Consider the following 22113-nt stretch of genomic DNA (forward strand, 5'->3'; position numbering starts at 1 on the left):
AGGGGGAGTGGGTCGGGTGTCAGTCGGCATCGAAGAACCCCGATCGTGCGACGAAGACACCGGCGACCGACACGCTCACGACCAGGAGTTCCACCGAGACCGCGGCGGCGCCGTTGATGTTGTTCATCTGGAAGGCGAAGTCGTACGTCAGCTGGTTGAGCGAGTAGTCGCGGCCGGCCACGCCCGTGCTGGCGAGGGAGAGCAGTTGCGGCTCGACGAACAGCTGGGCGCCGCCGGCGAAGGCCAGGATCACCATGTAGACGATCCACTTGCGGAGCATGGGGATCTGCACGTGCCAGGCGGTCTGCCAGCCGTTCGCGCCGTCGATGCGGGCGGCCTCCATGACGTCCCTGGGGATGTTGTTCAGCGCGCCGTACATGACGACGATCCAGCCGCCCGCGCCGGTCCAGAACGCGATGATCGTGAACAGCAGCGCCAGGTTTCCGGGGGCGATGACCTCGCCGAAGGTGTGGAAGCCCAGTGTGTCCAGCAGGGAGCTGACCGGGCTGACCGTCGGGTCGAGCATGAACAGCCACACCAGGACGCTCGCGGCGCCGGCGAGAGCGCCGGGGATGTAGTAGAGGAAGCGCAGCGCCTGGCTGAGCGGCCCGGAGGACAGCCGGTGCAGGAGCAGCGCCAGGACGACCACGAACACCACGAGCGACAGCAGCCAGAAGACCAGGTAGAGGGCCACATGGCCCAGGGAGTCGACGAAGCGGAAGTCCCTCGCCGTGGTGACGAAGTTGGAGAGGCCCGTGACCGCACCCCCGGCGTCCGTGAACGCGAAGTAGATCGCGTAGCAGGTCGGAAGGACACCGAAGGCGATCAGCAGCAGTACGTAACCGGCGACGAATGCCACGCCGGCCCGGCTCTGCCGGGAGGCGCCGCGAGGGCGCCCCCGGACAGCGCCGGCCGAGGACTGGGTGAGGGTCACTTGGAGACCTTGTATCCGTCGGCCTGGGCGTACTTGACGATCGAGTCCTGCCAGGCGGGCAACAGGGATTCGATGGTCTTGCCCTGCGTCAGGCCGGGCTTGACGGTGGCGGCCCAGATCGCCTCCTGGCTGAACTGGCCCGAACCCCAGTCGGACCACACCTGCGAGGCGGCGTCCTTGAGGGCGGTGAGGTCACCGGCGTAGTAGCCGGAGGCGGCCTGCGCCTTCAGCCAGTTCTCGGCGGCGGGTGCGTAGGCAGGGAAGCCGGGGGCCTTGGCGCCCTGGTAGGCGTTGTCGGTGGTGACCCACTTCAGGAAGTCGGTGGCCGCCTTGAGGTGCGTGGAGTGCTTGGACAGCAGCCAGGTGCCGCCGCCGACGTTGCCGGTGGAGGGTGAGGTGTCGCCCTGCCACTGCGGGATGGGTGCCACCGCGATCTGCTTGGCCGGGGTCTTGAGCCCGCTCTGGAAGACCGCGCCGCCGTACCACGCCGGGCCTGGCATCAGCAGGACCTTGTGGGCCTCGTTCTTGGCGAAGTCGGTGCTGAAGACGCCGCTGATCGACATCGACTTGTTCTTGATCAGGACGTCCAGCAGCTTGGCCATCTTGGTGCAGGCCTCGCTGGTCGTGTTCACCGACACGGCCTTCGGGCCGGTGATGTGGTTGGCACCGCACTTGCTCGCCCACAGGTAGATCTCCGGGGTGAAGGTGTCACCCGCGTCGCCCACGAGGTAGCCGGGGTGCTCCTTGGCGACCTTCTCACCGAGCGCCTGGTACTCCTCCCAGGTCGTCGGCACCTTGTAGCCGAACTGCTTCAGCAGCGGCTCGTTGTACCAGAGCACCGCCTGGGAGAGGTCGTTGCGCAGGCAGTACAGGGTCCCGTCCACCGTGCAGACGTCGTTGGCACCCTTGGCGAACCCGCCGAGGGTCGCCTCCGGGATCAGGCCCTTGTTCAGCGGCGCCGCGAAGCCCGCGTCGACCGCCCAGCTCGCCTCGTTGTTCTGCGAACTGAAGACGACGTCCGGCCAGCCCTTTCCGGTGCGGTTGAACAACTGCACCTTCGTCTGGAGGTAGTTCGAGCCGTTGGCGTCACCGTCGTAGCTGACGATGTGCAGCTTCACGCCCGGGTGCGACGCCTGGTACTGCTTCGCGGCGGCCATGCGGGTCGCGTCCACCCAGACGGTCAACGCCCCCTTGTCCTGGGCGGCCTGGGTGAATCCGTCCTTGGTGGTGCCGCCGGTGGTGCCGCCCCCACAGGCGGTCATGGTGAGCAGCACGGTCGCCGCACAACCGGCCAGCACCGCGGCGCTTCTCCTGCTGGTCCCTGTCTCCTGGTCGGCCGAAGGCTTGTAGACGGACATGAGCGACTCCACTGGGTTTCCATGAGGGCGGCTGGCGGCTCTGTCATTACCGCTGCGGAAGAAATTAGCCGCCACATCACGAAGCCCGTCAAGAGGTGAGTATGTCTTTTTTTGGAACAGCGTGCGGAGGATGTGGAGTCGATTCGAGGCGTCACGAGCTGCTGAATCGGCATTTACGCGGCAAACGGAATCGATCTCTTGGATTGAGGCCTGCTTGATGAGTACTACTTATCTTGCTCTGCTGTACGATGACCGCGGCTTCAGGGCCGATCAGTCACCGTCCTCGCAGTCCCCCGGAGGCAGTACATATGAAGGACACGCCCGCCGTGGCAGTGGTGGTGAACGGCGCGGACGAGCGGCGCGTCTACCGGCCCGGATACGAGGTCGTGGCGGAGCGGATCCTCGAGTTCATCGCCGAGGCCCGCCTGGCCCCGGGTGACCGGATGCCCACGGAGAACGACCTGGCTCAGCGGCTCGACACCAGCCGGGCGGTGGTTCGGGAAGCCGTGAAGGTCCTCTCGGCGCTCGGCCGGGTCAGGGCGCACAAGGGGCGCGGACTGTTCGTCGCGAACGACGACGGCATGCTGGTCGCCAGTCGCTGGGGAGGCTTCTTCCGTCCGGTGGACCTGGATCACGTGCTCATGCTGTTCGAGTTCCGAAGGGTGCAGGAGACGGCCGCCGCCAGACTCGCTGCCACCCGGGCCACGCCCGCCGAACTGCGCGCCCTCGAGGTCGCCATGCAGCAGTGCCGGCACGGGTACGTCCATGGCGAGGTCGGCGTCTTCAACCAGGCCGACGACGACTTCCACGAGGCGGTGGCCGCGGCCTCGCACAACACGTTCCTCGGCAGTGCGGTGCGTGACGCCCGCCGGCTGCAGCGCCAGTCCAGCGCGATCGGCATCCACGACGCCTTCGGCGAGGGGACGCCGGCGGCGGTGGAGGAGCACGAGGCGATCTACCGCGCCATTCGCGACGGCCGCCCCGACGAGGCCGCAGAGGCCACCGCCGTGCACCTCGACCGGACGCTGGAGGACTACCGGCGGGAGATCCAGCGCCGCCTGTTCGGATGACCCGCGGGTACGCGGCGATGGGACCGGGCGGCTACCGCCCGGTCCCATCCCGTACTGCTCGGCGTCGCCGCCCGGGAAGCGGGCGCGTGCCACTCGTCTTCAGGCGCGGTGCGGGTCGTCGACCACGTAACCGCGCCACTGGTCCTCGACGCGGGAGAAGCAGCTGTTCCCGGCGTATGACGCCTGGTCACCTAGGTCCATGACCGCCTGCTGCGCGGAATCTGACGACGTCGAGTGCGGTGAGCGCCACGTGCAGTTCAGTGCGCTGCTCGCCGGATTCGAGGTCGCACTCCAGGAGGCGTTCGATGGTGCGCAGTCGTTGGTAGACGGTCTCCCGCGACAGCCCGCCACGGCGGGCGGCCGTCGTCTTGTTCCCCGCCACGTCCAGATAGTGACGCAGGGTTGTCAGCAGATCGGTGCCGTGCCGGATGTCGTGGTCGATGAGGTGGCCGAGCCGTCGTTGGGCGTATTCCTGGATACGGGTGTCCTCGCGGAGTGCGTACAGGAGGCGGCGCAGCCCGATGTCGGACAGCTCGTGGAAGGAGCGGTCCGCAGGGAGGGGCTGGCCGGGCGGGGTGGCCTCCGCCACGCGGGACGCTTCGCGGAAGGAGCGGGCGCTGTCGTGGAGATCCGTGGCCTCCGAGCCGACGGTCACGATCGCCTGTGGTGCCGGCTCCCGTGCGGCATTGCTCAACTCCTGCACGACAGGTCGCCACGGCTGGCCGGGGCGCAGGGCCAGCAGCACACCGACTCGGCCGGGAGCAAGTTCGCCGACCAGTGCCCGAGTCCCCGTGGCCCGCAGCTCTTGGGACAGATGTGCCTCCAGCACCGCACCCCCGTCCGCCGTGCCGAGGTCGACGAGGATCGCACGGTACCGGCTGTTCTCGGTGGGCAGGCCGAGTGCGCTGAAGCGGGCGCGGGCGTCCGCGGGGGAGTGGTGGCGCTGTCCGGCCAGGTCGCGCAGGGCGTTCCGGTGGGCTGTGCGTTCCCAGGGGGTGGGGTGGATGAGGCGGGCGACGGTCAGGGCCATCGCCGTCCGCTCCAGCACGGTCAAGTGCTCCGGTCCGAACGCCGGCCCGTCGGCTCCGGCCGGGAGCATGGCCACCCGGCCCCAGCGTTCACCCTTGTACTCCACGAAGGCGACGAGCCAGTCCGTCGTACCGTCGCTGCCGGTTTCTGACTCGTCGTGAGGGATCGCTCGGGAACGCTGCTCCCAGCTGGTGAGTGCCTCTTCCACGGTGCTGCCGGAGGGCTCGCAGATCAGTGCCTGGTGCATCAGGTTCTCCAGGACGACCGTGTGGCCGCTCATCTCGGCCGCCGCGCGCACCACCTCCTCCGCTCCCGCCCCGCGCAGAGTCAGCGCGGTGAACGCCTCGTGGATGCGCTGGGTCCGGCGCATCGCCTCGGCCTGGCTGCCGAGGATGAGGGAGTGCACGACCTGCGTGACCTCCAGGAAGTTGACGTCCTCGGCGAGGGTGATCAGCGGGAGGCCGCGGGCACGGCAGGCGCGGACGAGCGCTTCAGGCGGGCGGTGATAGCGCCGTACGAGCTCGATCACCAGGGCGGCCGCTCGGACATCGGCGAGTTCGTCGACGTACCGGCGCACGCCCGCGGGGTCGTCGGGCAGGGGCATGCCGGTGGTCAGGACGAGTTCGCCACCCTTGAGGAAAGAGGCGGGGTCTGTCAGTTCGGTGATGTGGACCCAGCGGACCGGCCGGTCGAGGTGGGTGACGCCGGTGACGACCTGGGGTTGACCGGCGGCCAGGACGGGAAGCGCGAGGACATCGGCGACCGTGGGCGCGTGGCCGGTGGCCGTGGTGGCGAGGTCGTCCCTCTCCGCTGGACGATCCGTAGGGCGGTTGTCGTTCACGGTGTCTCCCTGGGGATCCCCTGCTCGAACGGGGCCGAGCTCGGGGAGTGCCCGGTCACTCTGACAAGCGCTGCTGACCTGCGCAAGAGGCCTTCCACAGCGGCTGCCGCGGCGAGGGACTGGGTCTGTCCGCCGACGAGGTTGACACAACGTCCGGTCGCGGTTCCCTGAGTGGACACATCACGCGTTGTCGCACCGGAAGACGGCCGGGATGCTCGCAGTGCAGAGCGGACCACGCAGGTCACGCAACCCACCAGACACGGCCGGGAGATGAACATGACCGCACTGTCGCCGCACCTTCGCCAGGCCACGCCCGTGGTGGCGGTCCGGGGCGAGGGCGTCCACCTCTACGGCGAGGACGGCCGCCGCTACCTCGACTTCACCGCCGGCATCGGCGTCACCAGCACCGGGCACTGCCACCCCAAGGTCGTAGCGGCCGCCCAGGAACAGGTGGGCACCCTCGTCCACGGCCAGTACACGACAGTCATGCACCAGCCGCTGCAGCGGCTGGTCGACAAGCTGGGCGAGGTCTTGCCGGAGGGGCTCGACAGCCTGTTCTTCACCAACTCCGGCAGCGAGGCGGTGGAGGCGGCGCTGCGGCTGGCCCGGCAGGCCACCGGTCGGCCGAACATCCTGGTCTGCCACGGTGGCTTCCACGGCCGTACGGTCGCCGCCGCCTCCATGACGACCTCCGGCACCCGCTTCCGGTCCGGCTTCTCCCCGCTGATGAGCGGTGTCGTCGTCACTCCGTTCCCGTCTGCGTACCGATACGGCTGGGACGAGGAGACCGCGACCCGCTTCGCCCTGAAGGAGCTGGACTACACGCTCCAGACGATCTCCTCGCCCGCCGACACGGCCGCGATCATCGTCGAGCCGGTGCTCGGCGAGGGCGGGTACGTGCCCGCCACCCGTGCCTTTCTCGAAGGGCTGCGGGAGCGCGCTGACCGGCACGGTTTCCTGCTGATCCTCGACGAGGTGCAGACAGGCGTGGGCCGCACCGGCCGCTTCTGGGGCCATGAGCACTTCGGCGTCACCCCGGACATCCTGATCACCGCAAAGGGCCTGGCCAGCGGCTTCCCGCTGTCCGGCATCGCCGCCTCCGAGGAACTGATGAGCAAGGCGTGGTCCGGCTCGCAGGGCGGCACCTACGGTGCCAACGCCGTCGCCTGCGCGGCCGCTTGCGCCACCCTCGACGTCGTCCGCGACGAGAAGCTCGTCGAGAACGCCGAGGCGATGGGGGCACGGCTTCGGCAGGGCCTGGAGACGGTGGCCGACCGCACCCCCGGCATCGGGGACGTGCGGGGCCTCGGGCTGATGCTGGCCACCGAGTTCGTCACCGAGGACGGCAGCCCCGACCCGGAGACCGCCGCCCGGGTACAGCGCGCCGCCGTCGACGAGGGACTGCTCCTGCTGTTGTGCGGGGCCTGGAACCAGGTCGTGCGCATGATCCCGGCACTGGTGATCGACGAGACGGCGGTGGACGAGGGTCTCATGGCGTGGGCGACCGCGGTGGAGGCCGGGACATCGGGAGCCTCGGTTCGATGACCGGCACCACCACGGCCCTCGAGCCACTCATCGCGTCGCTCGCCGAGACAGCCCCCGGCCTGCGCGTGGAGACCGGCCCGGGGGCCACGGGCTCCTACGCCTACCCCGCCTCGAGGACCTCGACGAAACCACACGGACCGTCGTCGTGGCCGACGGATTCAGCTGCGCCACCCAGATCGACCACCTCGCCGGTGACCGAGGCGTCCGTGCCCTGCACCTCGCGGAACTACTCGACCCCAGTGCCGACCGAGCAGGAGAGACCTCATGACCGACACCCCCACGCAGTTGTTCATCGGCGGTGCCTGGGTGGACGCCGCGACCGGCGCCACCATGCCGGTGGACGACCCCGCGACCGGCGAGATCCTCTGCCAAGTCGCCGACGCGGGCCCCAAGGACGCACGCTGTGCGGAGGACGCCGCCGTCGACGCCCAGCAGGAATGGGCCCGCACGGCGCCCAGGGCCCGCAGTGAGATCCTGCGCCGCGCGCACGAGATCATCGTCTCCCGCACCGACGAACTCGCCCACCTGATGACGTCCGAGATGGGCAAACCGCTGGCGGAGGCGCGCGGCGAAGTGGCCTACGCCGCCGAGTTCTTCCGCTGGTTCTCGGAGGAGGCGGTCCGCATCGACGGCGGCTACGGAACCCTCCCCGACGGCCGTAACCGAATGCTGCTCTCCCGCCGCCCGGTCGGCCCCTGCCTGCTGATCACCCCGTGGAACTTCCCCCTCGCGATGGGCACCCGCAAGATCGGCCCGGCGATCGCGGCGGGCTGCACGATGGTCCTCAAGCCGGCCCCGCAGACCCCTCTGTCCAGCCTGGCCCTCGCCGCGATCCTCAAGGAGGCCGGGCTGCCGGACGGCGTACTGAACGTCGTCACCACCTCCCGTGCGGGGGAGGTGTGCGAACCGCTCCTGCGCGGCGGGCGGATTCGCAAGCTTTCCTTCACCGGCTCCACGGCCGTCGGCCGGCTGCTGCTCGCGCAGTGCGCGGACACCGTCGTACGGACGTCGATGGAGCTGGGCGGCAACGCGCCGTTCATCGTCTTCGACGACGCCGACATGGACACGGCCGTGGACGGCGCGATGGTCGCCAAGATGCGCAACATGGGCGAGGCGTGCACGGCCGCGAACCGCTTCTTCGTGCACCGGTCGGTGGCGGAGGAGTTCGGGCAGCGGCTCGCCGCACGTATGGGCGCCCTCGTCGTCGGCCCCGGCACCAGGGGCGGCGTCGACGTCGGCCCGCTGATCGACAGGGCCGGACGCACCAAGGTCGAGGAACTGGTCGCCGACGCGGTGGACCGCGGCGCCAGGGTGCTGGTCGGTGGCCGCACCCCCGAAGGGCCGGGCTGCTTCTACCCCCCGACCGTCCTCACCGACGTCGCCCCCGACAGCCGCCTGATGGACACGGAGATCTTCGGCCCCGTCGCGGCGATCCTCACCTTCGACGACGAGGACGAGGTCGTGAGCCGCGCCAACGACACCCCCTGGGGCCTGGTCGGCTACCTGTTCACCGAGGGCCTGGACCGGGCGCTTCGGGTCAGCGAACGCCTGGAGGTGGGCATGGTCGGCCTGAACACCGGCCTCGTCTCCAACCCGGCCGCACCCTTCGGCGGTGTCAAGCAGTCCGGGCTCGGCCGCGAAGGCGGCCGGGTCGGCATCGAGGAGTTCCTGGAGTACCAGTACCTCGCGGTGCCCGTGCGATGACGGGGGCGACTCCCTGAATCCCTCCGTCCCGGAGGGCAGCGATGTTCCTCATGCTGCGCGCCCTGTTCAGGTCCACGATCTAACGCTTGGTCATTTCCGCAGTGTGGCGTCCTGGCGTTGCTGACCTCCGGGCCGGGGAGTGACCCGGCCAGGGGCGTCCCCCAACCCCACCCGGAGGGTTCATTCGTGCCCCGACAGCTCGCCCGTGGCATGGGGTCGTTCTTCAAGGAGGGAGAGGATCTGCACCCCGCCAGCCGCCTCGCGTGCTTGGGCACGAGCTGCGGCTCGAAGGAGCCGTTGCGGTCGCGGGGAATGGCCACGGTGACCGCGCCCGCGTCGGTCAGCGGCTCAGAGGTTGTGTCCGCCTCGTGTGCAGTGATCGACGCGAGCCTGGTGCCTGCGTCGTCGGCGCCGTGTCTCAGAGCCGTCAGGCCCCCTGGCGGCCCTCCGCCTCGCGGGTGTCGGCCTGTGGGGCTGCGGCTTTTTGGTGGTGGGTGATGGGGGCGAGGCGTTGGGCGGCCGTGTCGAGGAGTTCGAGGTCGGCCTTGGTGTGGGCGATACGACGACGGGCGCTGACGGCAAGACCCTGACGCCCCAGGCCGAACCCGGCTACAACCCGGTACCGACGTCCGCCTTCGACCTGGACGCGCGGTCGAGGATGACCTGCCGGTCAGGACAGGGCAAGGCCTCGGCGGAGATCCCGGTCACCTTCCCGGTGCTGCTGTCCGCCGTCGATCCGGAAGCCGAAGACCGGCTGGTCGGCCTCGGCGACACGGTCACCTCCGGCCGGATGCTCACCTCGAAGGACCGCCCCGTGTGGGGCCCCGACCCCTTCGACAGCGGCCCGGCGGCAAGCCGCCAGCACGACTACCAGGTGCCGGTCATGCTCAGCAGCCACGCCCTGACCTCCACGACTCTGACGGCGAGCGTGGAACGCCTCGACGCGGGCGACCCCGGCCAGCTGCCCGGCAAGCTCGGCAGTCCGGCCGCCCACCGGTTCGTCACCGCACTGCGGGGCAAGACCGTCGGCACCGTCGGCGCCGACCTCGACAAGGCCTTCCGCTCCGTCGACCGCGCGGTCAACTTCGACACCGGCGGCTACTGGACCGTCGGTCCGGTCGCCTACGGCGTCACTGCCGACGGCCTGGTGGCACGGTCCCGGCCGCAGCAGCCCGCCGACGTCTGGAAGAACAACCTCGAGGGGACCTCGGCGTTGCTGTCCGACGTTCCCGAGGAAAACGCCGGCACCCAGTACCGCACGGTCGCCGACCATGCCTCCACCAACTGCGGGGGACACAAGACCTGCAGCGGCGAGGACAGCGGCCGCGCCCCGATCCCGACCCTCTACGAGGGCCTCGGCCTGGCCCTGCTCGGCAGCCTCACGGGCGCCGCCGCCGGGCTGGCCACCGTCCTCGCACTGGGCGAAGGAGTCCTGTCGGGGCACCTGCTGCCGGTGGCCGCCGCGGCGGGGACGGCGATCCTCGTCTCGACCGGCCTGGTCTGCGCGGCGCTGGCCGTTCCGATCCGCACCCTGACCCGGATCGCCCCTGTGCGCGTCCTGGCCGCGGACTGATTCGGCACGGAGGCAATCACCGCCGGCGCCGGGCCGGATACACCGTCCCCGGACGAGGTGAGGCAGCGGGAGTTGATGAGCGGTGGTTCGACAGGCCGTGCTGAACTGGGAGTACGTCGTTGTCGAGCGACGGAATGGACGGATGCGGGTCGGCAGTGGTGGCAGGGTGCGCCGGACGCGTCCGGCGGAGCCGAGTACGCCAGGGCGCCGTGCTTTTGGCGATCACCGCTGCTCCAGCCCTCCGTCTCACGCAGGCGGCCTGCTGGCCGCGGCCTCTTCGCGCTCGGCCTGTCGGGCAACGCAAGGGGACTCGGGCGGCGGTAACCACGCGCCGGGTGTGTCATTCGGCAGGGGTTACCGCGTGCCGGTGTGTCATTCGGCCCTGATGTTGTCCACGTACACGATGCCCTTGGTCGCCGCGCCGCTCCCATGGACGAGGTACAGATTGAACGCCGTCACCTTGGCGAGGTGAGCCGCGTCGAGCACGGCTCCGGAGTGTGCGGTGTCCCAGGGAGCGGGCGTGAACTCGTTGAAGGGTGCCCTGACCTCCTGCCCGCTCGTGTCGGACAGCGGAACCTGGTACCAGAAATCGACTCCGCCGGCGACGACCTGGAACGCCCCGCCGTTTGCGGAACCGTCGCCCTGCAGCCACAGCGCAAGGGACGTGAAGGCGGACCAGTCCGCGTCGACCGGCTTGCCTGTGCCGGTGAACTCGGCGCCGGTGAAGTCGTACGCGCAGGCCAGTCCGTAGGAGCCCGAGGACTTGTGGTCGGCGGACAGGGTGAGGGTGTGGGAGTTGACATGGGTGTACGCCTGGCTCAGGGCGACATCGTCTCCGGCGTATCCCTCGAAGTCGTCGACCCAGCCGGCAGGCAGGGGTGCGACCTCACCGAGGAGGACCACGGCCGAGTCGGTGAGCGTCTTGCCGTCCACCCGCGCGCTCACGGTGAGGGCCACCGAGCGGTTGTTCCGCAAGGCCGGGTCGATCGACCAGTCGCCCGAGTAGAAGCCGTCGGCGTCGAGGCACAGCCGTCCGGCGCGTCCGCCGTTCACGCAGTAGGTGACCCGGCTCGCCCTCGCGGGTGTGACACGCACCCGGACGGTGGTCTTGGAGGCCGCTACGCGCTGCCGGTCCGTAGGGGTAACGAGGTGCATGAACGGGGCGTTCCGGACAGCGGTGGTGCGAGCGGAGTACACCCCTCGGAGATCGGCGGCGAACAGGGTGTAGGGGTCCTGGTGGTAGGCGACGAAGTCCGGCAGCAGGACGTGGCCCGGGTACGGGACATAAGCACGCTTGGTGCCTCCGAAGTTGGCCCAGGTGAGCATGTACGTCATCTCACGGGCCAGCGGATCCGCCTTGACGGCCTGCAGCAGCTGGGTGAACCACTCCAGGTTGCGGACCTCGGTGCCGCCCTCCCCGAACTCGGTGAAGGCCGGCACCTTGTCTCGCTCGTTCGCCAGCCGGACCACCATCGCCAGATCCTTCACCACACCGTCCAGCCAGGGGGTCGGTCCGGCGTTTTCGTCGTAGGAGTCGTAGCCGAGGATGTCGACGAAACGGTCGCCGGGGTAGGTCTTCAGGTAACCGGTCGGGTCGCCTCCGAAACTCGAGTTGGGCGAATAGGCGTAGAGCAGGTTGTGGACGCCCCTGGTGTCGCGCAGGTACTCGACGGTGTAGCGGAACACCTCGATGAACTCGGCCGAGGTGGTGTGGCCGGCGCCCCACCAGAACCAGCCTCCGTTGTTCTCATGGAAGGGGCGGAAGATGACCGGGATCGCGGTGCCGTCCGGCCGCCGCGCGCCCTTGACCGCCTTCGCGACGCGGTCGAGGAAGGTGTTGAAGTCCGCGTGCTTCGCGCCTCCGGGAAGGATCTGGCTGACCACTCGGCCCGTTGTGTCGTAGAAGTTCTCGCCGGTGACGAAGTTCGGCAGGTGAGCGCTGAGGGTGTTGATCCCGCCGCGGGCGTCCCCCTGCCGGATGCACCGGCTGAGCGCGGCGATGTTCTCGGCTTCGGTCCCGCCCTCGACGCCGGGGCGTTCGTCGCCGTCGAGGATGAGGGTGTCCCAGCCGAAGACTGCGGGGTAGTCGCCCACCGCGGCCCTGGTGTCGGACGCCTTGCCGTCGGGGGTGGTGAAGGTGAAGCCATAGGTGAGGTCGTGCTGGTGACCGAACAGGATGCCTTTGCCCTGCTGCCGCTTCAGGTATGCGAACAGCGCGCGGGTGGCGGGGGTCGCCTTGTCGTCGACGATCCGGACCGGTGCCGGCGCGCCGGCGAGCGCCGTGGGGGAGGTCGCCGCGGCGGCCACCGAGGTCCGGGCGCCGGCTGCCGCGGCGACTGTGGCACCGAGGAGGATGAACGTGCGACGGTTCAGGGGAGAGCTGGGCATGTGTGTCTCCGTTTGACGTGGCGATCTCTCGCCAAGGGGAGGTGACCCCCGGGGGCCGGGGTGCACCGCCCCGAGGGGTGTCGTGGGCCGCCCCCGTCGGCGGCGCCAGGCGTCGTCGGGTACGGCGGCTGGTCGCCGTAGTCGTATGCCGGGCCGGGGGGACTCAGGTAGCTGTGGACAGGCGGCTGCTCGGCCTGCTCAGTCGGCCGTCGAACAGTCGTCGTACTCCGGGGGACGAGCCGTCTTCCACTCGCAGGTCTGCGGCCCAGAGCCGTGAACCGGGCCCGGACTGCTTCGTGGCGCCTCGCGCGGACCCGTCGCAGGTGCAGCGCTGGAGGAACAGGAAGACGACGAGCGTGGGCACGATGCGAGGACTGCATCGGTCGTGATGTCATCCCCGTGGGCTCCGACGGGGATGAGGAGTCGGAAAGGGTGGTCAGGGCCCAGGTGATCGGGTTGCCGTGGGGGCCGGCGACGGCTCTGTCCGAGGTTGCGGCCGGTCGCGGCTTCTCCGGTCGGAGTGCGTACTTCACCGCGGGGCCGACCTTGAGCAAGATCGTGGAGCCGTCCCTGGACTCCTTGACGATCTCGGTGTTGGCGCCAGGTCGTGGTCGTGCTCGGCGTGGTCCATCGGATCGTGCCGGTCCACGGCCGCCGTCGGTGCGCCCTCGTGGCCTGCGCCACCGCGAAGGCCGAGAACGTGGTTGCCGCCGCTGCAAGGGCGACACCGGTCGCCGCTGCCCTGAGCATCCAGGGGCTGTAGGTCACTTGTGGGGGTCCTTCCCGTGACGCGGTCGGCTGCAGGTCGATGGGGTCCTGGTCAGGGACATCCGCAACGCACGACAACGTGTGCTTCAAGTGGCGCTATTTGACTAGAGGTTGAGGAAGAAAGAAAGAGTTTGGCTTGTCTTGGCCCGAAGGCGTTCTCGCTCCTGGGCGGCGAAGACGTCCGGGGCATCCCCGATGGCGTGTTGGGGGTTTGTGTCAGATTGCGATCTCGAGCGTGAAATCTCGAGCGCAAGATCGTCGACTGGGTGACCTCCATGGACCCGATCGTCGACGGCGACGGCACCTGGCTGCCGATGACCACCTCGGTCACCGGGCCGGCCTTCACCTACGACGGGAAGACCTGGAAGGCCCCGGCGGGCTCGTCCGGCCTCGCGGGCCGCTCCTCGCGGGGAGAGCGCGTCCCCGCGTCCCGTCTCCTCCAGGATGCGGGTCGATGACGGATCTTGTTCGACCTGATGTCGGGTGGTCGAGTCCTGCTGTGGTGAGCGTCACGAGAGTCTTCGGGAGCCGTTGCGTACGCTGATCGCGGCCGTTCGTGAGGGGCGCCCCGGGAGCGTGAGGGCGACCCCGAGTGCTCCTCCCGACGCCTGATGCACCGTCAGGAAAGTCAGCATCCGGTCAGCATGAGTCCTGGAAAACCTGGGGAAAGCTGCCCGGACATGCGACTCGCTGTAAGGTGTGGAAACAGCCCTTGACCTGCAAAAACGCAGGCAGGGAGCCTACCTGTGGGAGTGCCCCGATGTTGCGTACCATGTTCAAGTCCAAGATCCACCGCGCCACCGTCACCCAGGCCGACCTGCACTACGTGGGATCGGTGACCATCGACGCCGATCTCCTCGACGCCGCCGACCTGCTGCCCGGTGAGCTCGTGCACATCGTCGACATCACCAACGGCGCCCGTCTGGAGACGTACGTCATCGAGGGTGAGCGCGGCTCCGGTGTGATCGGGATCAACGGGGCCGCCGCCCATCTCGTCCATCCCGGCGACCTGGTGATCATCATCAGCTACGCTCAGGTGACCGACGCCGAGGCGCGGGCGCTGGAACCCCGCGTCGTGCACGTGGACCGCGACAACCGCATCGTGGCCCTGGGTGCCGACCCGTCCGAGCCGGTACCGGGCTCGGACCAGGAGCGCAGCCCGCAGGCCGTACCGGCCTGATCCGCACTCCGCCCCCCTCGAACCAGGAGCGTGCCCATGAGCGACATCGAGATCCGCGACGACCGGGCGGCGGGCCGCCTGGAGGCCTTCGGCGACGGTACGGACGGCGAGGTCGTCGGCCACATCGAGTACTTCGTCCTCGAAGCTCCCGGGCCCGCCCTGGTCCCCGTCCACACGATCGTGGAACCGGCTCACGAGGGGAAGGGCATCGCGGGTTCGCTGGCGCGTGAGTTGTACGCCATCGCCGGGCGCGAAGGCGTCGTCGTCGCCCCGCTGTGCCCGTACGTCACCAAGTGGGCCGAACGCCACCCCGACGAGGCGCCGGCCGCCGACCCGGAGCTGCTGCGGGCGGCGAAGGAGTGGCTGGTGGCGCACCCCGGTCGCTTCTGAGCCCGCCGTATCCCTTCTCACAAAGGCCTGTCGCCCGCATGCTCGCCCTCCTGCACACCTCGCCCGCGCACATCCCCGTCTTCGAGGCCCTGCGCGACGAGGATCACGAAGGCCTGGAACTGCGGCACTTCGTCGATGAGGAGTTGCTGGCCCGGGCCCGCCGGGAGGGGCCCGAGGCGGTGGCGGACGAGGTGCGGGCCGCGCTGGACGAGGCGGTCGGAGACGGTGCGCGGGCCGTCCTGTGCACCTGCTCGACCATCGGCGGCGTCGCGGAGGCGGCCGCCCCCGGTGTGCCGGTGCTGCGCAGCGACCGTCCGATGGCGGCGGCCGCGGTGGCCGCCGGTTCGCGGATCGTCGTGCTCGCCGGCGTGGAGAGCACCTTCGGGCCGACGGTGGCCCTGACCGAGGACGAGGCACGCCGCGCCGGACGGCCCGTGGAGGTGCGGACCCGGCTCGTCGAGGGTGCCTGGGACCGTTTCGCGGCGGGTGACGGCGAGGGCTGCGCCCGTCTCGTGGCGGCCGCGGCCGATGCGGTCACCGGCGCCGACGCGATCGTCCTCGCCCAGGGCTCCATGGCCCCGGCCCAGCACCTGACCAGCACAGCGATCCCGGTGCTGTCCAGCCCGCGTTCCGGCCTCGCTGCGGGCGCCCGGGCGGTGCGCGCCGGGTAGGCCCGGCTGGACGACGTGCCGTCCTGCGGGCGGGTGAGTGCGAAGGCGGCCGTCGGGTACGCGGGGCAGTAGTCCAGAGCCGACCTCGACCGACTGGCCGGAGGACACCATGACCCATCCACACCCCGACCCCGTACCGCCGAGCCCCACGCCTGGTCCGGGCCCGCAGCCGCCGGACCCGTACCCGTCGCCGGTCCCCGACCCCCAGCCACCGCCCGGCCCGGAGCCCACCCCACCGGCACCACCCGGCCCGGAACCCACCCCGCCCGCCCCTCCGGGTCCGGAGCCCACACCGCCCTCACCCCCGGACCCGACACCCGGGCCGTCGCCCTCGCCGATCCCGCCGGGACCGGAACCGGTGCCGAACCCGGAGCCGGGTCCGCCGCTGACCTGAACCCGGCGACTGGCGTACGGCTGCCGCATCACCGCCCCGCACCCGCGCCGACAGGGCCTCGACCGCCGCGGTCGGCGAGGCGGGGCAGACAAAGGCGGCGGGCAGCCGCTCGGGCCGCCCGCCGCCTCGTACAGGTGCCCCTGCTACGCGTCGACCTCCGACCGGTCCCCGCCCCACAGCGTGTGGAACGAGCCGTCCCGGTCCGTGCGCCGGTACGTGTGCGCGCCGAAGAAGTCACGCTGGCCCTGGGTCAGGGCGGCCGGCAGGCGCTCCGCGCGCAGGGCGTCGTAGTAGGCGAGCGCCGCGGCGAAACCGGGGGTCGGGACACCCTGGCGGGTGGCGGCGACGATGACCTCGCGCCAGTCGTCCTGGGCGTCCGCGATCTCCTGCGCGAACGTCTCGTCCGAAAGGAGGCTCGGCAGGTCGGCCCGGGTGTCGTACGCCGAGCGGATGCGGTCCAGGAAGGCCGCGCGGATGATGCAGCCGCCGCGCCAGATCGCGGAGACCGCGCCCAGGTCGATGTCCCAGTCGTACTCCTCGCGGGCGGCCGCGATCTCGTGGAAGCCCTGCGTGTACGACACGATCTTCGAGGCGTAGAGGGCCTGCTCCACGCGGTCCGCGAACGCCCCCGCCTCCGACTCGGACAGCGGGGAGGCCTTCGGACCTGCCAGCCCGCGCGAGGCCTCGCGCAGCGCCGCGTGGCCCGACAGCGAGCGGGCGAAGACCGCCTCCGCGATGCCCGACACCGGAACGCCCAGGTCGAGGGCGATCTGGACGGTCCAGCGGCCGGTGCCCTTCTGCTCCGCCTGGTCCACCACCACGTCCACGAACGGCTTGCCCGTCGCCGCGTCCACGTGGGACAGCACCTCGGCGGTGATCTCGATCAGGTAGGAGTCCAGGCGGCCGGTGTTCCAGGTGCGGAAGATGTCCGCGATCTGCGCGGGGGAGTATCCGGCCACATCGCGCAGCAGCTGGTACGCCTCACCGATCAGCTGCATGTCGGCGTACTCGATGCCGTTGTGGACCATCTTCACGAAGTGCCCGGCGCCGTCGGGACCGACATGCGTCACGCAGGGCGCGCCGTCCTTCGCCTTCGCGGAGATCTTCTCCAGCATCGGGCCGAGCGAGTCGTACGACTCCTTCGGGCCGCCCGGCATGATGCTCGGCCCGTTGAGCGCGCCCTCCTCGCCGCCGGAGACGCCCATGCCGACGAAGTGGATGCCCTGCTCGCGCAGTTCGCGCTCCCGGCGGCGGGTGTCCGCGAAGTGCGCGTTGCCACCGTCGATGATCATGTCGCCGGGCTCCAGGAGCGGGGCGAACTCCTGGATCACCGCGTCGGTCGGGTCGCCCGCCTTGACCATGATGACCAGGCGCCGCGGCCGCTCCAGCGCCGCCACGAACTCCTTGGCGGTCTCCGCCGCGATGAAGTCGCCCTCGTGCCCGAACTCCTCGACCAGGGCGTTCGTACGCGCCACTGTGCGGTTGTGCAAGGCGACCGTGTAGCCGTTGCGCGCGAAGTTACGGGCGAGATTGCGGCCCATGACCGCGAGTCCCGTGACGCCGATCTGGGCTGAGTTGCTCATTCGGTTGGCTCCTAAAGGATCCGGTATCGGTGGTGCCGGTCGTGCACGTCAGTATCGCCCCGAGGACCATCCTGACGTGCCGGTACGCCGAGCGCATGTCCGGGGTGGCCGACTTTTCGCAGGCAGATACGCACGACGGGCCCCAGCCGCCTCAGCCGTTCTGCAACCGGCGTGCCCCGCTGGTTGTTTGAGGGACAGGGCGGCCGATTGCCGTCTTGTCATGGCCTGTTCGGGGCGCTTAGTTTTGGCCCTTCTGGCATAGGTCGAGGGGGATCTCCATGGCCGTACGCGGCCGGCACCGCCGGTATCAGCCGAACAGGATCAACCGCGCCTCACTCACCGTCACGGTCGGCGGCGCCGGCATGGCGATCCCGCTGATCGGCACCGGCACCGCCCACGCGGCCGACGTGTCCACCTGGAACAAGGTCGCCGCCTGCGAGTCGACGAACAACTGGAGCATCAACACCGGCAACGGCTTCTACGGCGGGCTGCAGTTCACCCAGTCCACCTGGGAGTCCTACGGCGGCGGGAAGTACGCGCGGCGCGCCGACCTGGCCACCAAGGACCAGCAGATCGCCGTGGCGGAGAAGGTCCTGGAGGGGCAGGGGCCGCGTGCCTGGCCAGTGTGTTCTCAGAAGGCGGGGCTGACCCGGGGCGGCGGCAGCCCGGACGTCCACCCGGCCGCCAGGAAGACCCCCGCGAAGAGCTCCGTCGAGGACGTGAAGCCGCACTCCACGCCCCAGTCCCGGGCCGGTAGGGCCGAGATGTACACCGTGGTCCGCGGTGACTCCCTCTCCCGGATCGCCGAGACCGAGCACGTCCGGGGCGGCTGGCAGCGGCTGTACGCCGCGAACCGGAGGACCATCGGTGCCGACCCCGACCTGATCCTTCCGGGGCAGCGGCTGAGCCTGCGGGCGAAGGCCCCCGCCACGCACCACACGGCCTCCAAGTCCTCGGTGGAGACGGCCTCTTCGGCCACCGAGGAGAAGGCCACCACCAGCCATTTGCTGGTCGCTCCGGTGAGCGGCCCGATCGGCACTCCGTACCACGTGGCCGGGGCCTCCTGGTCGAAGGGCTACCACACCGGCGTCGACTTCCCCGTGCCCACCGGCACGACGGTGAAGGCGGTCGCCGCGGGCCGGGTCGTCTCCGCCGGCTGGGGCGGCGCCTACGGCTATCAGGTGGTGATCCGGCACGCCGACGGCCGTTACACCCAGTACGCCCATCTCTCGGCGATCTCCGTGAAGGCCGGGCAGGGCGTGGGCGGCGGGCAGCGCATAGGCCGCTCCGGGTCGACGGGCAACGCAACGGGCCCGCATCTGCACTTCGAGGTGCGGACGGGGCCCGATTTCGGTAGCGACATCGACCCTCTCGCGTATCTCAGGGCCGGTGGCGTCAGGATCTGACGCGTTCCCGGTGCCGGTCGACGTCCGGCGACGGGATGTACGAGCCGCCGTAGAAGGGGCCGTAGAAGCGGTAGCGGGCGGGGTCCGGGGGCCGTTCGTCGTCCTCGTCGTAGGCCACCGCGAGGACGGTGGGGCCGACCTGGGCGGGGACGAGGATCTCCGCGGGCAGTGCGGCCACCGGCTGCTCGGGGATCGCGGCGAGCAGGTCCTCGACGGGCTCCGTGACGGGGGTCGGCCCGGTGGTCGGCTGCGGTGCGGTCTCGGCTGCGGTGCGGGCGAGGCGCTCCGTCGTCAGCAGGATCAGGCCGCCGGCCGCGACCACGCCGCAGCTCAGGGCGAGCGCGGTGCCCGTGCTGCCGTAGCGGAAGGTTTCACCGAACATCGTGATGCCGACCGCGGCCGCCACCACCGGGTTCACGACGGTCAGCGTGGCCAGCGGGGCCGCGAGTCCGGCGCCCCGGTAGGAGGCCTGGGAGAGCAGCATGCCGGCCGTGGCGAAGACGCCGATCACGGCCAGGGCGGGGATGTCGGCCGCGGAGACGCCGGCCGTCCAGTCGACCGCGACGGTCTTCGTGAACACCGAGGACATGCCGAAGGCGATGCCGGAGGCGGTCGCGAGCAGCATGCTGCGCACCGCCGGGTGCCGGTGGGCGGCCCGGCCCGCGATCATCAGGGCCACCACGACGCTGCCGGAGACCACCGCGACGGCGATCCGCTGGGCCGTGTCCAGGGACTGGGCGTCGGAGGAGCCGACCAGGGCCAGCAGACCGGCGAGACCCACGGTCGCCATGATCGCGCCCCGCCAGGCGGTCGCACCGGCCTTGCGGCCCACGAACAGGGCCGCCATCGGCAGCGCGAACACTATGGTCAGTGCGCCCAGCGGCTGCACCAGGCTCAGCGGGCCGTAGGCCAGCGCCACCACGTGCAGCAGTCCGCCGAGGCCGTTGAGCGCCACCGCGGCCCACCAGGTCGGCCGGCGCAGCGGCGCGTACTCCTGAACGGGCGAGGACACCGCCACGTACTCCTGCACGATCGCCCCGCCGGCGTAGGCGACGGCGGAGACGAGCGAGAGGAGGACGGACAACGCGAGGGCACTCATGAGTTGCTCCTCTGCGTGTGGCGGGGGCGCTGAGCCCTGCGCGGCGAACGGTCGGCCTTCATAGCGAACACGATGCCTTGTCGATCTGTTCCCGTCGTCGTCCCAGAGCAGTCAATGGGTCCTACTGCCGATGGAGTACGAATCGGGCGCCGTCCTCCCCAGGGTGGGCGACACGGGGTGGACACCCTCCCGTGGGAGCCCCTGGGGAGCTTGGTACTACTGCTCTTCGTGGACCTCGATCAGGATCTTGCCGCCCTCGGACCGCTCGGCGGCTTTTTCGCACTGCGGACGGGCGGAGCGCCAGGCACGCCACTGCCGACGCTCGCCGACGCGTACGAGAACCGGTCATCCGATATGTACGGAAATGCTATTACTTTCCGGGTCGAAAAGGTCGCCCATGTCCTCCGTGCCCCCGAGTTGCGGATCGCGGCCTCGGTGGCCCAGCAGGGGCTGGCGGCCCGGCTCTGGTCGGTGACACTCGGCTGTGCGGCGCTGTACGGCCGCGTACCCGACCTGGATCCCGGGCTGCTGCACTGGAGCCCCGACGCCTCCGCCCCCGACGACCTGTGGCTCACCCAGGTCCGCCCGCTGCCCGCGGAGCCCGTGACCCTCGCGGACGTCGTCCTGCACGGCCACCTCGCCCCGCTGGCGACGGCCCTGCGGGCGCACCACCGGATCGCCCCCGGCCTGCTGTGGGGCAACGCGGCCTCCGCGCTGGCGGGAGCCGCCCGGCAACTGGACCAGTGGGCGCGCCTGCACGGCCGTACCGAGACCGCCGCCCGCACCCGCACCCTCGCCGCGGAACTCCTCGCCCACCCCCTCCTGTCGGGCACCGGCGCCCTCACCGGCACCTCCTTCCGGCGCCGCAGCTGCTGCCTCTACTACCGTGTGCCCGGCGGGGGCATATGCGGTGACTGTTGCTTCACACGACCGCCGCGCTCTTCCGCGCACGGCGCATCTGGGTGACCATGAGGGAACCGGTCGCCGAGAGCTGGGGGTTGCGGGTGCGAGTCGGACTGCTGACCCGGGAGTACCCGCCGGATGTGTACGGCGGCGCCGGCGTCCATGTCGAGTTCCTCGCCCGGGAGTTGAACTCCCTGGTCGACATCGAGGTGCACTGCTGGGGCGAGGGCCGCGGAGTGGGCGTCGTACGCCACCGCCCCTGGGCCGTCCTGGACACCGCCAACGACGCGCTGCGCACCTTCTCCGTGGACCTCGCGATGGCCGCCGGCCTCGAAGGCCGCGAACTGGTGCACTCCCACACCTGGTACGCCAACCTCGCCGGCCACCTCGCCAAGATGCTGTACGGCATACCGCATGTGATGACCGCCCACTCGCTGGAGCCGCTGCGCCCCTGGAAGGCCGAGCAACTCGGCGGCGGGTACGCCCTCTCCAGCTGGGCCGAGCGCACCGCGATCGAAAGCGCCGACGCCGTGATCGCCGTCTCCGGCGCCATGCGCGAGGACATCCTCACCTGCTATCCGGCCCTGGACGCGGCCAAGGTGCAGGTCGTGCACAACGGCATCGACACCACGCTGTACCGGCCCGACCACGGCACCGACGTGCTCGACCGCATCGGCCTGGACGCCGACCGCCCGTACATCCTGTTCGTCGGCCGCATCACCCGCCAGAAAGGTGTGCCCCATCTGCTGCGCGCGGTCCGGGACATCGACCCGGGCGTGCAGGTCGTGCTCTGCGCCGGGGCGCCCGACACTCCGGAGATCGACCGGGAGTTCCGCGACCTCTACCAGGAGCTCAGCCGCGTCCGCGAGCACGTGCACTGGATCCCGCAGATGCTGCCCCGCCCCGAGGTGATCCAACTCCTCACCCACGCCGCCGCGTTCGTCTGCCCTTCGGTGTACGAACCCCTCGGCATCGTCAACCTGGAGGCGATGGCCTGCGGGACACCCGTGGTGGCGTCCCGGGTCGGCGGCATCCCCGAGGTGGTGGACGACGGCAAGACGGGCCTGCTCGTCGACGTGGACGAGGACTTCGAGGCGGGCCTCGCGCGAGCGCTGGACCAGGTGATCGGCGACCCGGAGGCCGCCGGGCGGATGGGCGAGGCCGGCCGGGAGCGCGCGGTGGGGGAGTTCGGCTGGGACGCCGTCGCCCGCCGTACGGTCCGTCTTTACGAGGAGATCCTCAAACAGGAATAGAACGGCCGGGTTCCTCGAACAGGC

17 protein-coding genes and 1 pseudogene are annotated in these 22113 nt (G+C 70.5%); 11 read left to right on the plus strand and 7 right to left on the minus strand.

Going from position 1 to position 22113, the window contains the following annotated elements; all coding sequences use genetic code 11:
- Positions 1-19: 19 nt before the first annotated feature.
- Both ACIBW9_RS18425 and ACIBW9_RS18430 read right to left on the minus strand, forming a co-directional pair.
- A complete protein-coding gene (locus tag ACIBW9_RS18425; protein ID WP_398956165.1) occupies positions 20-934 on the minus strand; it encodes a carbohydrate ABC transporter permease in 915 nt (304 codons plus the stop codon).
- Positions 931-2292: an ABC transporter substrate-binding protein gene (locus ACIBW9_RS18430; RefSeq protein WP_398956168.1), complete on the minus strand. Its 1362-nt coding sequence runs from the start codon at positions 2290-2292 to the stop codon at positions 931-933. Before ACIBW9_RS18430 ends, ACIBW9_RS18425 begins: the two co-directional genes overlap by 4 nt.
- A 308-nt stretch (positions 2293-2600) precedes the next feature.
- Here ACIBW9_RS18430 and ACIBW9_RS18435 point away from each other — a divergent pair, with 308 nt between their 5' ends.
- A complete protein-coding gene (locus tag ACIBW9_RS18435) occupies positions 2601-3362 on the plus strand; it encodes a FadR/GntR family transcriptional regulator (RefSeq protein WP_398956170.1) in 762 nt (253 codons plus the stop codon).
- Between the two features lie 187 nt (positions 3363-3549).
- Here the strand turns inward: ACIBW9_RS18435 and ACIBW9_RS18440 are convergent, their stop codons facing one another.
- A complete protein-coding gene (locus tag ACIBW9_RS18440; protein WP_398956172.1) occupies positions 3550-5232 on the minus strand; it encodes a PucR family transcriptional regulator in 1683 nt (560 codons plus the stop codon).
- 276 nt (positions 5233-5508) lie between these two features.
- On the opposite strand from ACIBW9_RS18440, the gene ACIBW9_RS18445 reads away from it, so the two are divergent.
- Both ACIBW9_RS18445 and ACIBW9_RS18450 read left to right on the plus strand, forming a co-directional pair.
- Positions 5509-6777, plus strand: coding sequence for an aspartate aminotransferase family protein (locus ACIBW9_RS18445; RefSeq protein WP_398956174.1), 1269 nt, complete (start codon positions 5509-5511; stop codon positions 6775-6777).
- A 264-nt stretch (positions 6778-7041) separates the two neighbouring features.
- Positions 7042-8481: an NAD-dependent succinate-semialdehyde dehydrogenase gene (locus ACIBW9_RS18450; protein ID WP_398956176.1), complete on the plus strand. Its 1440-nt coding sequence runs from the start codon at positions 7042-7044 to the stop codon at positions 8479-8481.
- 245 nt (positions 8482-8726) lie between these two features.
- On the opposite strand, the pseudogene ACIBW9_RS18455 reads toward ACIBW9_RS18450, so the two are convergent.
- A pseudogene (locus ACIBW9_RS18455) lies at positions 8727-8825 on the minus strand (transposase); the annotation flags it as partial.
- A 167-nt stretch (positions 8826-8992) separates the two neighbouring features.
- On the opposite strand from ACIBW9_RS18455, the gene ACIBW9_RS18460 reads away from it, so the two are divergent.
- A complete protein-coding gene (locus tag ACIBW9_RS18460) occupies positions 8993-10054 on the plus strand; it encodes a hypothetical protein (RefSeq protein ID WP_398956178.1) in 1062 nt (353 codons plus the stop codon).
- 372 nt (positions 10055-10426) lie between these two features.
- Here ACIBW9_RS18460 and ACIBW9_RS18465 read toward each other — a convergent pair whose 3' ends face one another.
- On the minus strand, positions 10427-12442 hold the full coding sequence (locus tag ACIBW9_RS18465; protein WP_398956180.1) for a glycosyl hydrolase: 2016 nt from the start codon (positions 12440-12442) through the stop codon (positions 10427-10429).
- A gap of 1034 nt (positions 12443-13476) precedes the next feature.
- Here ACIBW9_RS18465 and ACIBW9_RS18470 point away from each other — a divergent pair.
- The 4 genes from ACIBW9_RS18470 (at position 13477) to ACIBW9_RS18485 (ending at position 15451) form a co-directional block, all read left to right on the plus strand.
- The gene (locus tag ACIBW9_RS18470; protein WP_398956182.1) at positions 13477-13668 is read left to right on the plus strand and encodes a hypothetical protein; all 192 of its coding nucleotides are present in this window, start codon (positions 13477-13479) and stop codon (positions 13666-13668) included.
- 302 nt (positions 13669-13970) lie between these two features.
- On the plus strand, positions 13971-14390 hold the full coding sequence (gene panD, locus ACIBW9_RS18475; RefSeq protein ID WP_115910693.1) for an aspartate 1-decarboxylase: 420 nt from the start codon (positions 13971-13973) through the stop codon (positions 14388-14390).
- Between the two features lie 36 nt (positions 14391-14426).
- Positions 14427-14780 (plus strand): GNAT family N-acetyltransferase, encoded by a 354-nt coding sequence (locus tag ACIBW9_RS18480; RefSeq protein ID WP_398956185.1) that lies wholly within the window; start codon positions 14427-14429, stop codon positions 14778-14780.
- Positions 14781-14818: 38 nt separating this feature from the next.
- Entirely contained in the window at positions 14819-15451 is a 633-nt protein-coding gene (locus tag ACIBW9_RS18485) for an arylsulfatase (RefSeq protein ID WP_398956186.1), read from the plus strand.
- Positions 15452-15988: 537 nt separating this feature from the next.
- Here ACIBW9_RS18485 and gndA read toward each other — a convergent pair.
- Positions 15989-17428: an NADP-dependent phosphogluconate dehydrogenase gene (gndA, locus tag ACIBW9_RS18490; RefSeq protein ID WP_115910697.1), complete on the minus strand. Its 1440-nt coding sequence runs from the start codon at positions 17426-17428 to the stop codon at positions 15989-15991.
- A gap of 278 nt (positions 17429-17706) precedes the next feature.
- Here gndA and ACIBW9_RS18495 point away from each other — a divergent pair, with 278 nt between their 5' ends.
- Positions 17707-18834: a transglycosylase family protein gene (locus tag ACIBW9_RS18495; protein WP_398956189.1), complete on the plus strand. Its 1128-nt coding sequence runs from the start codon at positions 17707-17709 to the stop codon at positions 18832-18834.
- Here ACIBW9_RS18495 and ACIBW9_RS18500 read toward each other — a convergent pair.
- Positions 18824-19933, minus strand: coding sequence for a DMT family transporter (locus ACIBW9_RS18500; protein WP_398956191.1), 1110 nt, complete (start codon positions 19931-19933; stop codon positions 18824-18826). The genes ACIBW9_RS18495 and ACIBW9_RS18500 overlap by 11 nt on opposite strands.
- A gap of 228 nt (positions 19934-20161) precedes the next feature.
- Between ACIBW9_RS18500 and ACIBW9_RS18505 the strand changes: the two genes are divergently transcribed.
- Positions 20162-20899 (plus strand): (2Fe-2S)-binding protein, encoded by a 738-nt coding sequence (locus ACIBW9_RS18505; protein ID WP_398956193.1) that lies wholly within the window; start codon positions 20162-20164, stop codon positions 20897-20899.
- A 38-nt stretch (positions 20900-20937) separates the two neighbouring features.
- Positions 20938-22089: a glycogen synthase gene (gene glgA, locus ACIBW9_RS18510; protein ID WP_398956502.1), complete on the plus strand. Its 1152-nt coding sequence runs from the start codon at positions 20938-20940 to the stop codon at positions 22087-22089.
- The last annotated feature ends 24 nt before the right edge of the window (positions 22090-22113 follow it).

Source organism: Streptomyces sp. NPDC049541, from assembly GCF_044465725.1.
In the GTDB taxonomy this organism is placed as follows: domain Bacteria; phylum Actinomycetota; class Actinomycetes; order Streptomycetales; family Streptomycetaceae; genus Streptomyces.

Excerpts from the sequence above, each read along its gene's own strand:
- ACIBW9_RS18430 (WP_398956168.1), bottom strand. The coding sequence starts at position 2,292 with ATGTCCGTCTACAAGCCTTCGGCCGACCAGGAGACAGGGACCAGCAGG.
- ACIBW9_RS18435 (WP_398956170.1), top strand. The coding sequence starts at position 2,601 with ATGAAGGACACGCCCGCCGTGGCAGTGGTGGTGAACGGCGCGGACGAG.
- ACIBW9_RS18445 (WP_398956174.1), top strand. The coding sequence starts at position 5,509 with ATGACCGCACTGTCGCCGCACCTTCGCCAGGCCACGCCCGTGGTGGCG.
- ACIBW9_RS18450 (WP_398956176.1), top strand. The coding sequence starts at position 7,042 with ATGACCGACACCCCCACGCAGTTGTTCATCGGCGGTGCCTGGGTGGAC.
- ACIBW9_RS18465 (WP_398956180.1), bottom strand. The coding sequence starts at position 12,442 with ATGCCCAGCTCTCCCCTGAACCGTCGCACGTTCATCCTCCTCGGTGCC.
- panD (WP_115910693.1), top strand. The coding sequence starts at position 13,971 with ATGTTGCGTACCATGTTCAAGTCCAAGATCCACCGCGCCACCGTCACC.
- ACIBW9_RS18480 (WP_398956185.1), top strand. The coding sequence starts at position 14,427 with ATGAGCGACATCGAGATCCGCGACGACCGGGCGGCGGGCCGCCTGGAG.
- ACIBW9_RS18485 (WP_398956186.1), top strand. The coding sequence starts at position 14,819 with ATGCTCGCCCTCCTGCACACCTCGCCCGCGCACATCCCCGTCTTCGAG.
- gndA (WP_115910697.1), bottom strand. The coding sequence starts at position 17,428 with ATGAGCAACTCAGCCCAGATCGGCGTCACGGGACTCGCGGTCATGGGC.
- ACIBW9_RS18495 (WP_398956189.1), top strand. The coding sequence starts at position 17,707 with ATGGCCGTACGCGGCCGGCACCGCCGGTATCAGCCGAACAGGATCAAC.
- ACIBW9_RS18500 (WP_398956191.1), bottom strand. The coding sequence starts at position 19,933 with ATGAGTGCCCTCGCGTTGTCCGTCCTCCTCTCGCTCGTCTCCGCCGTC.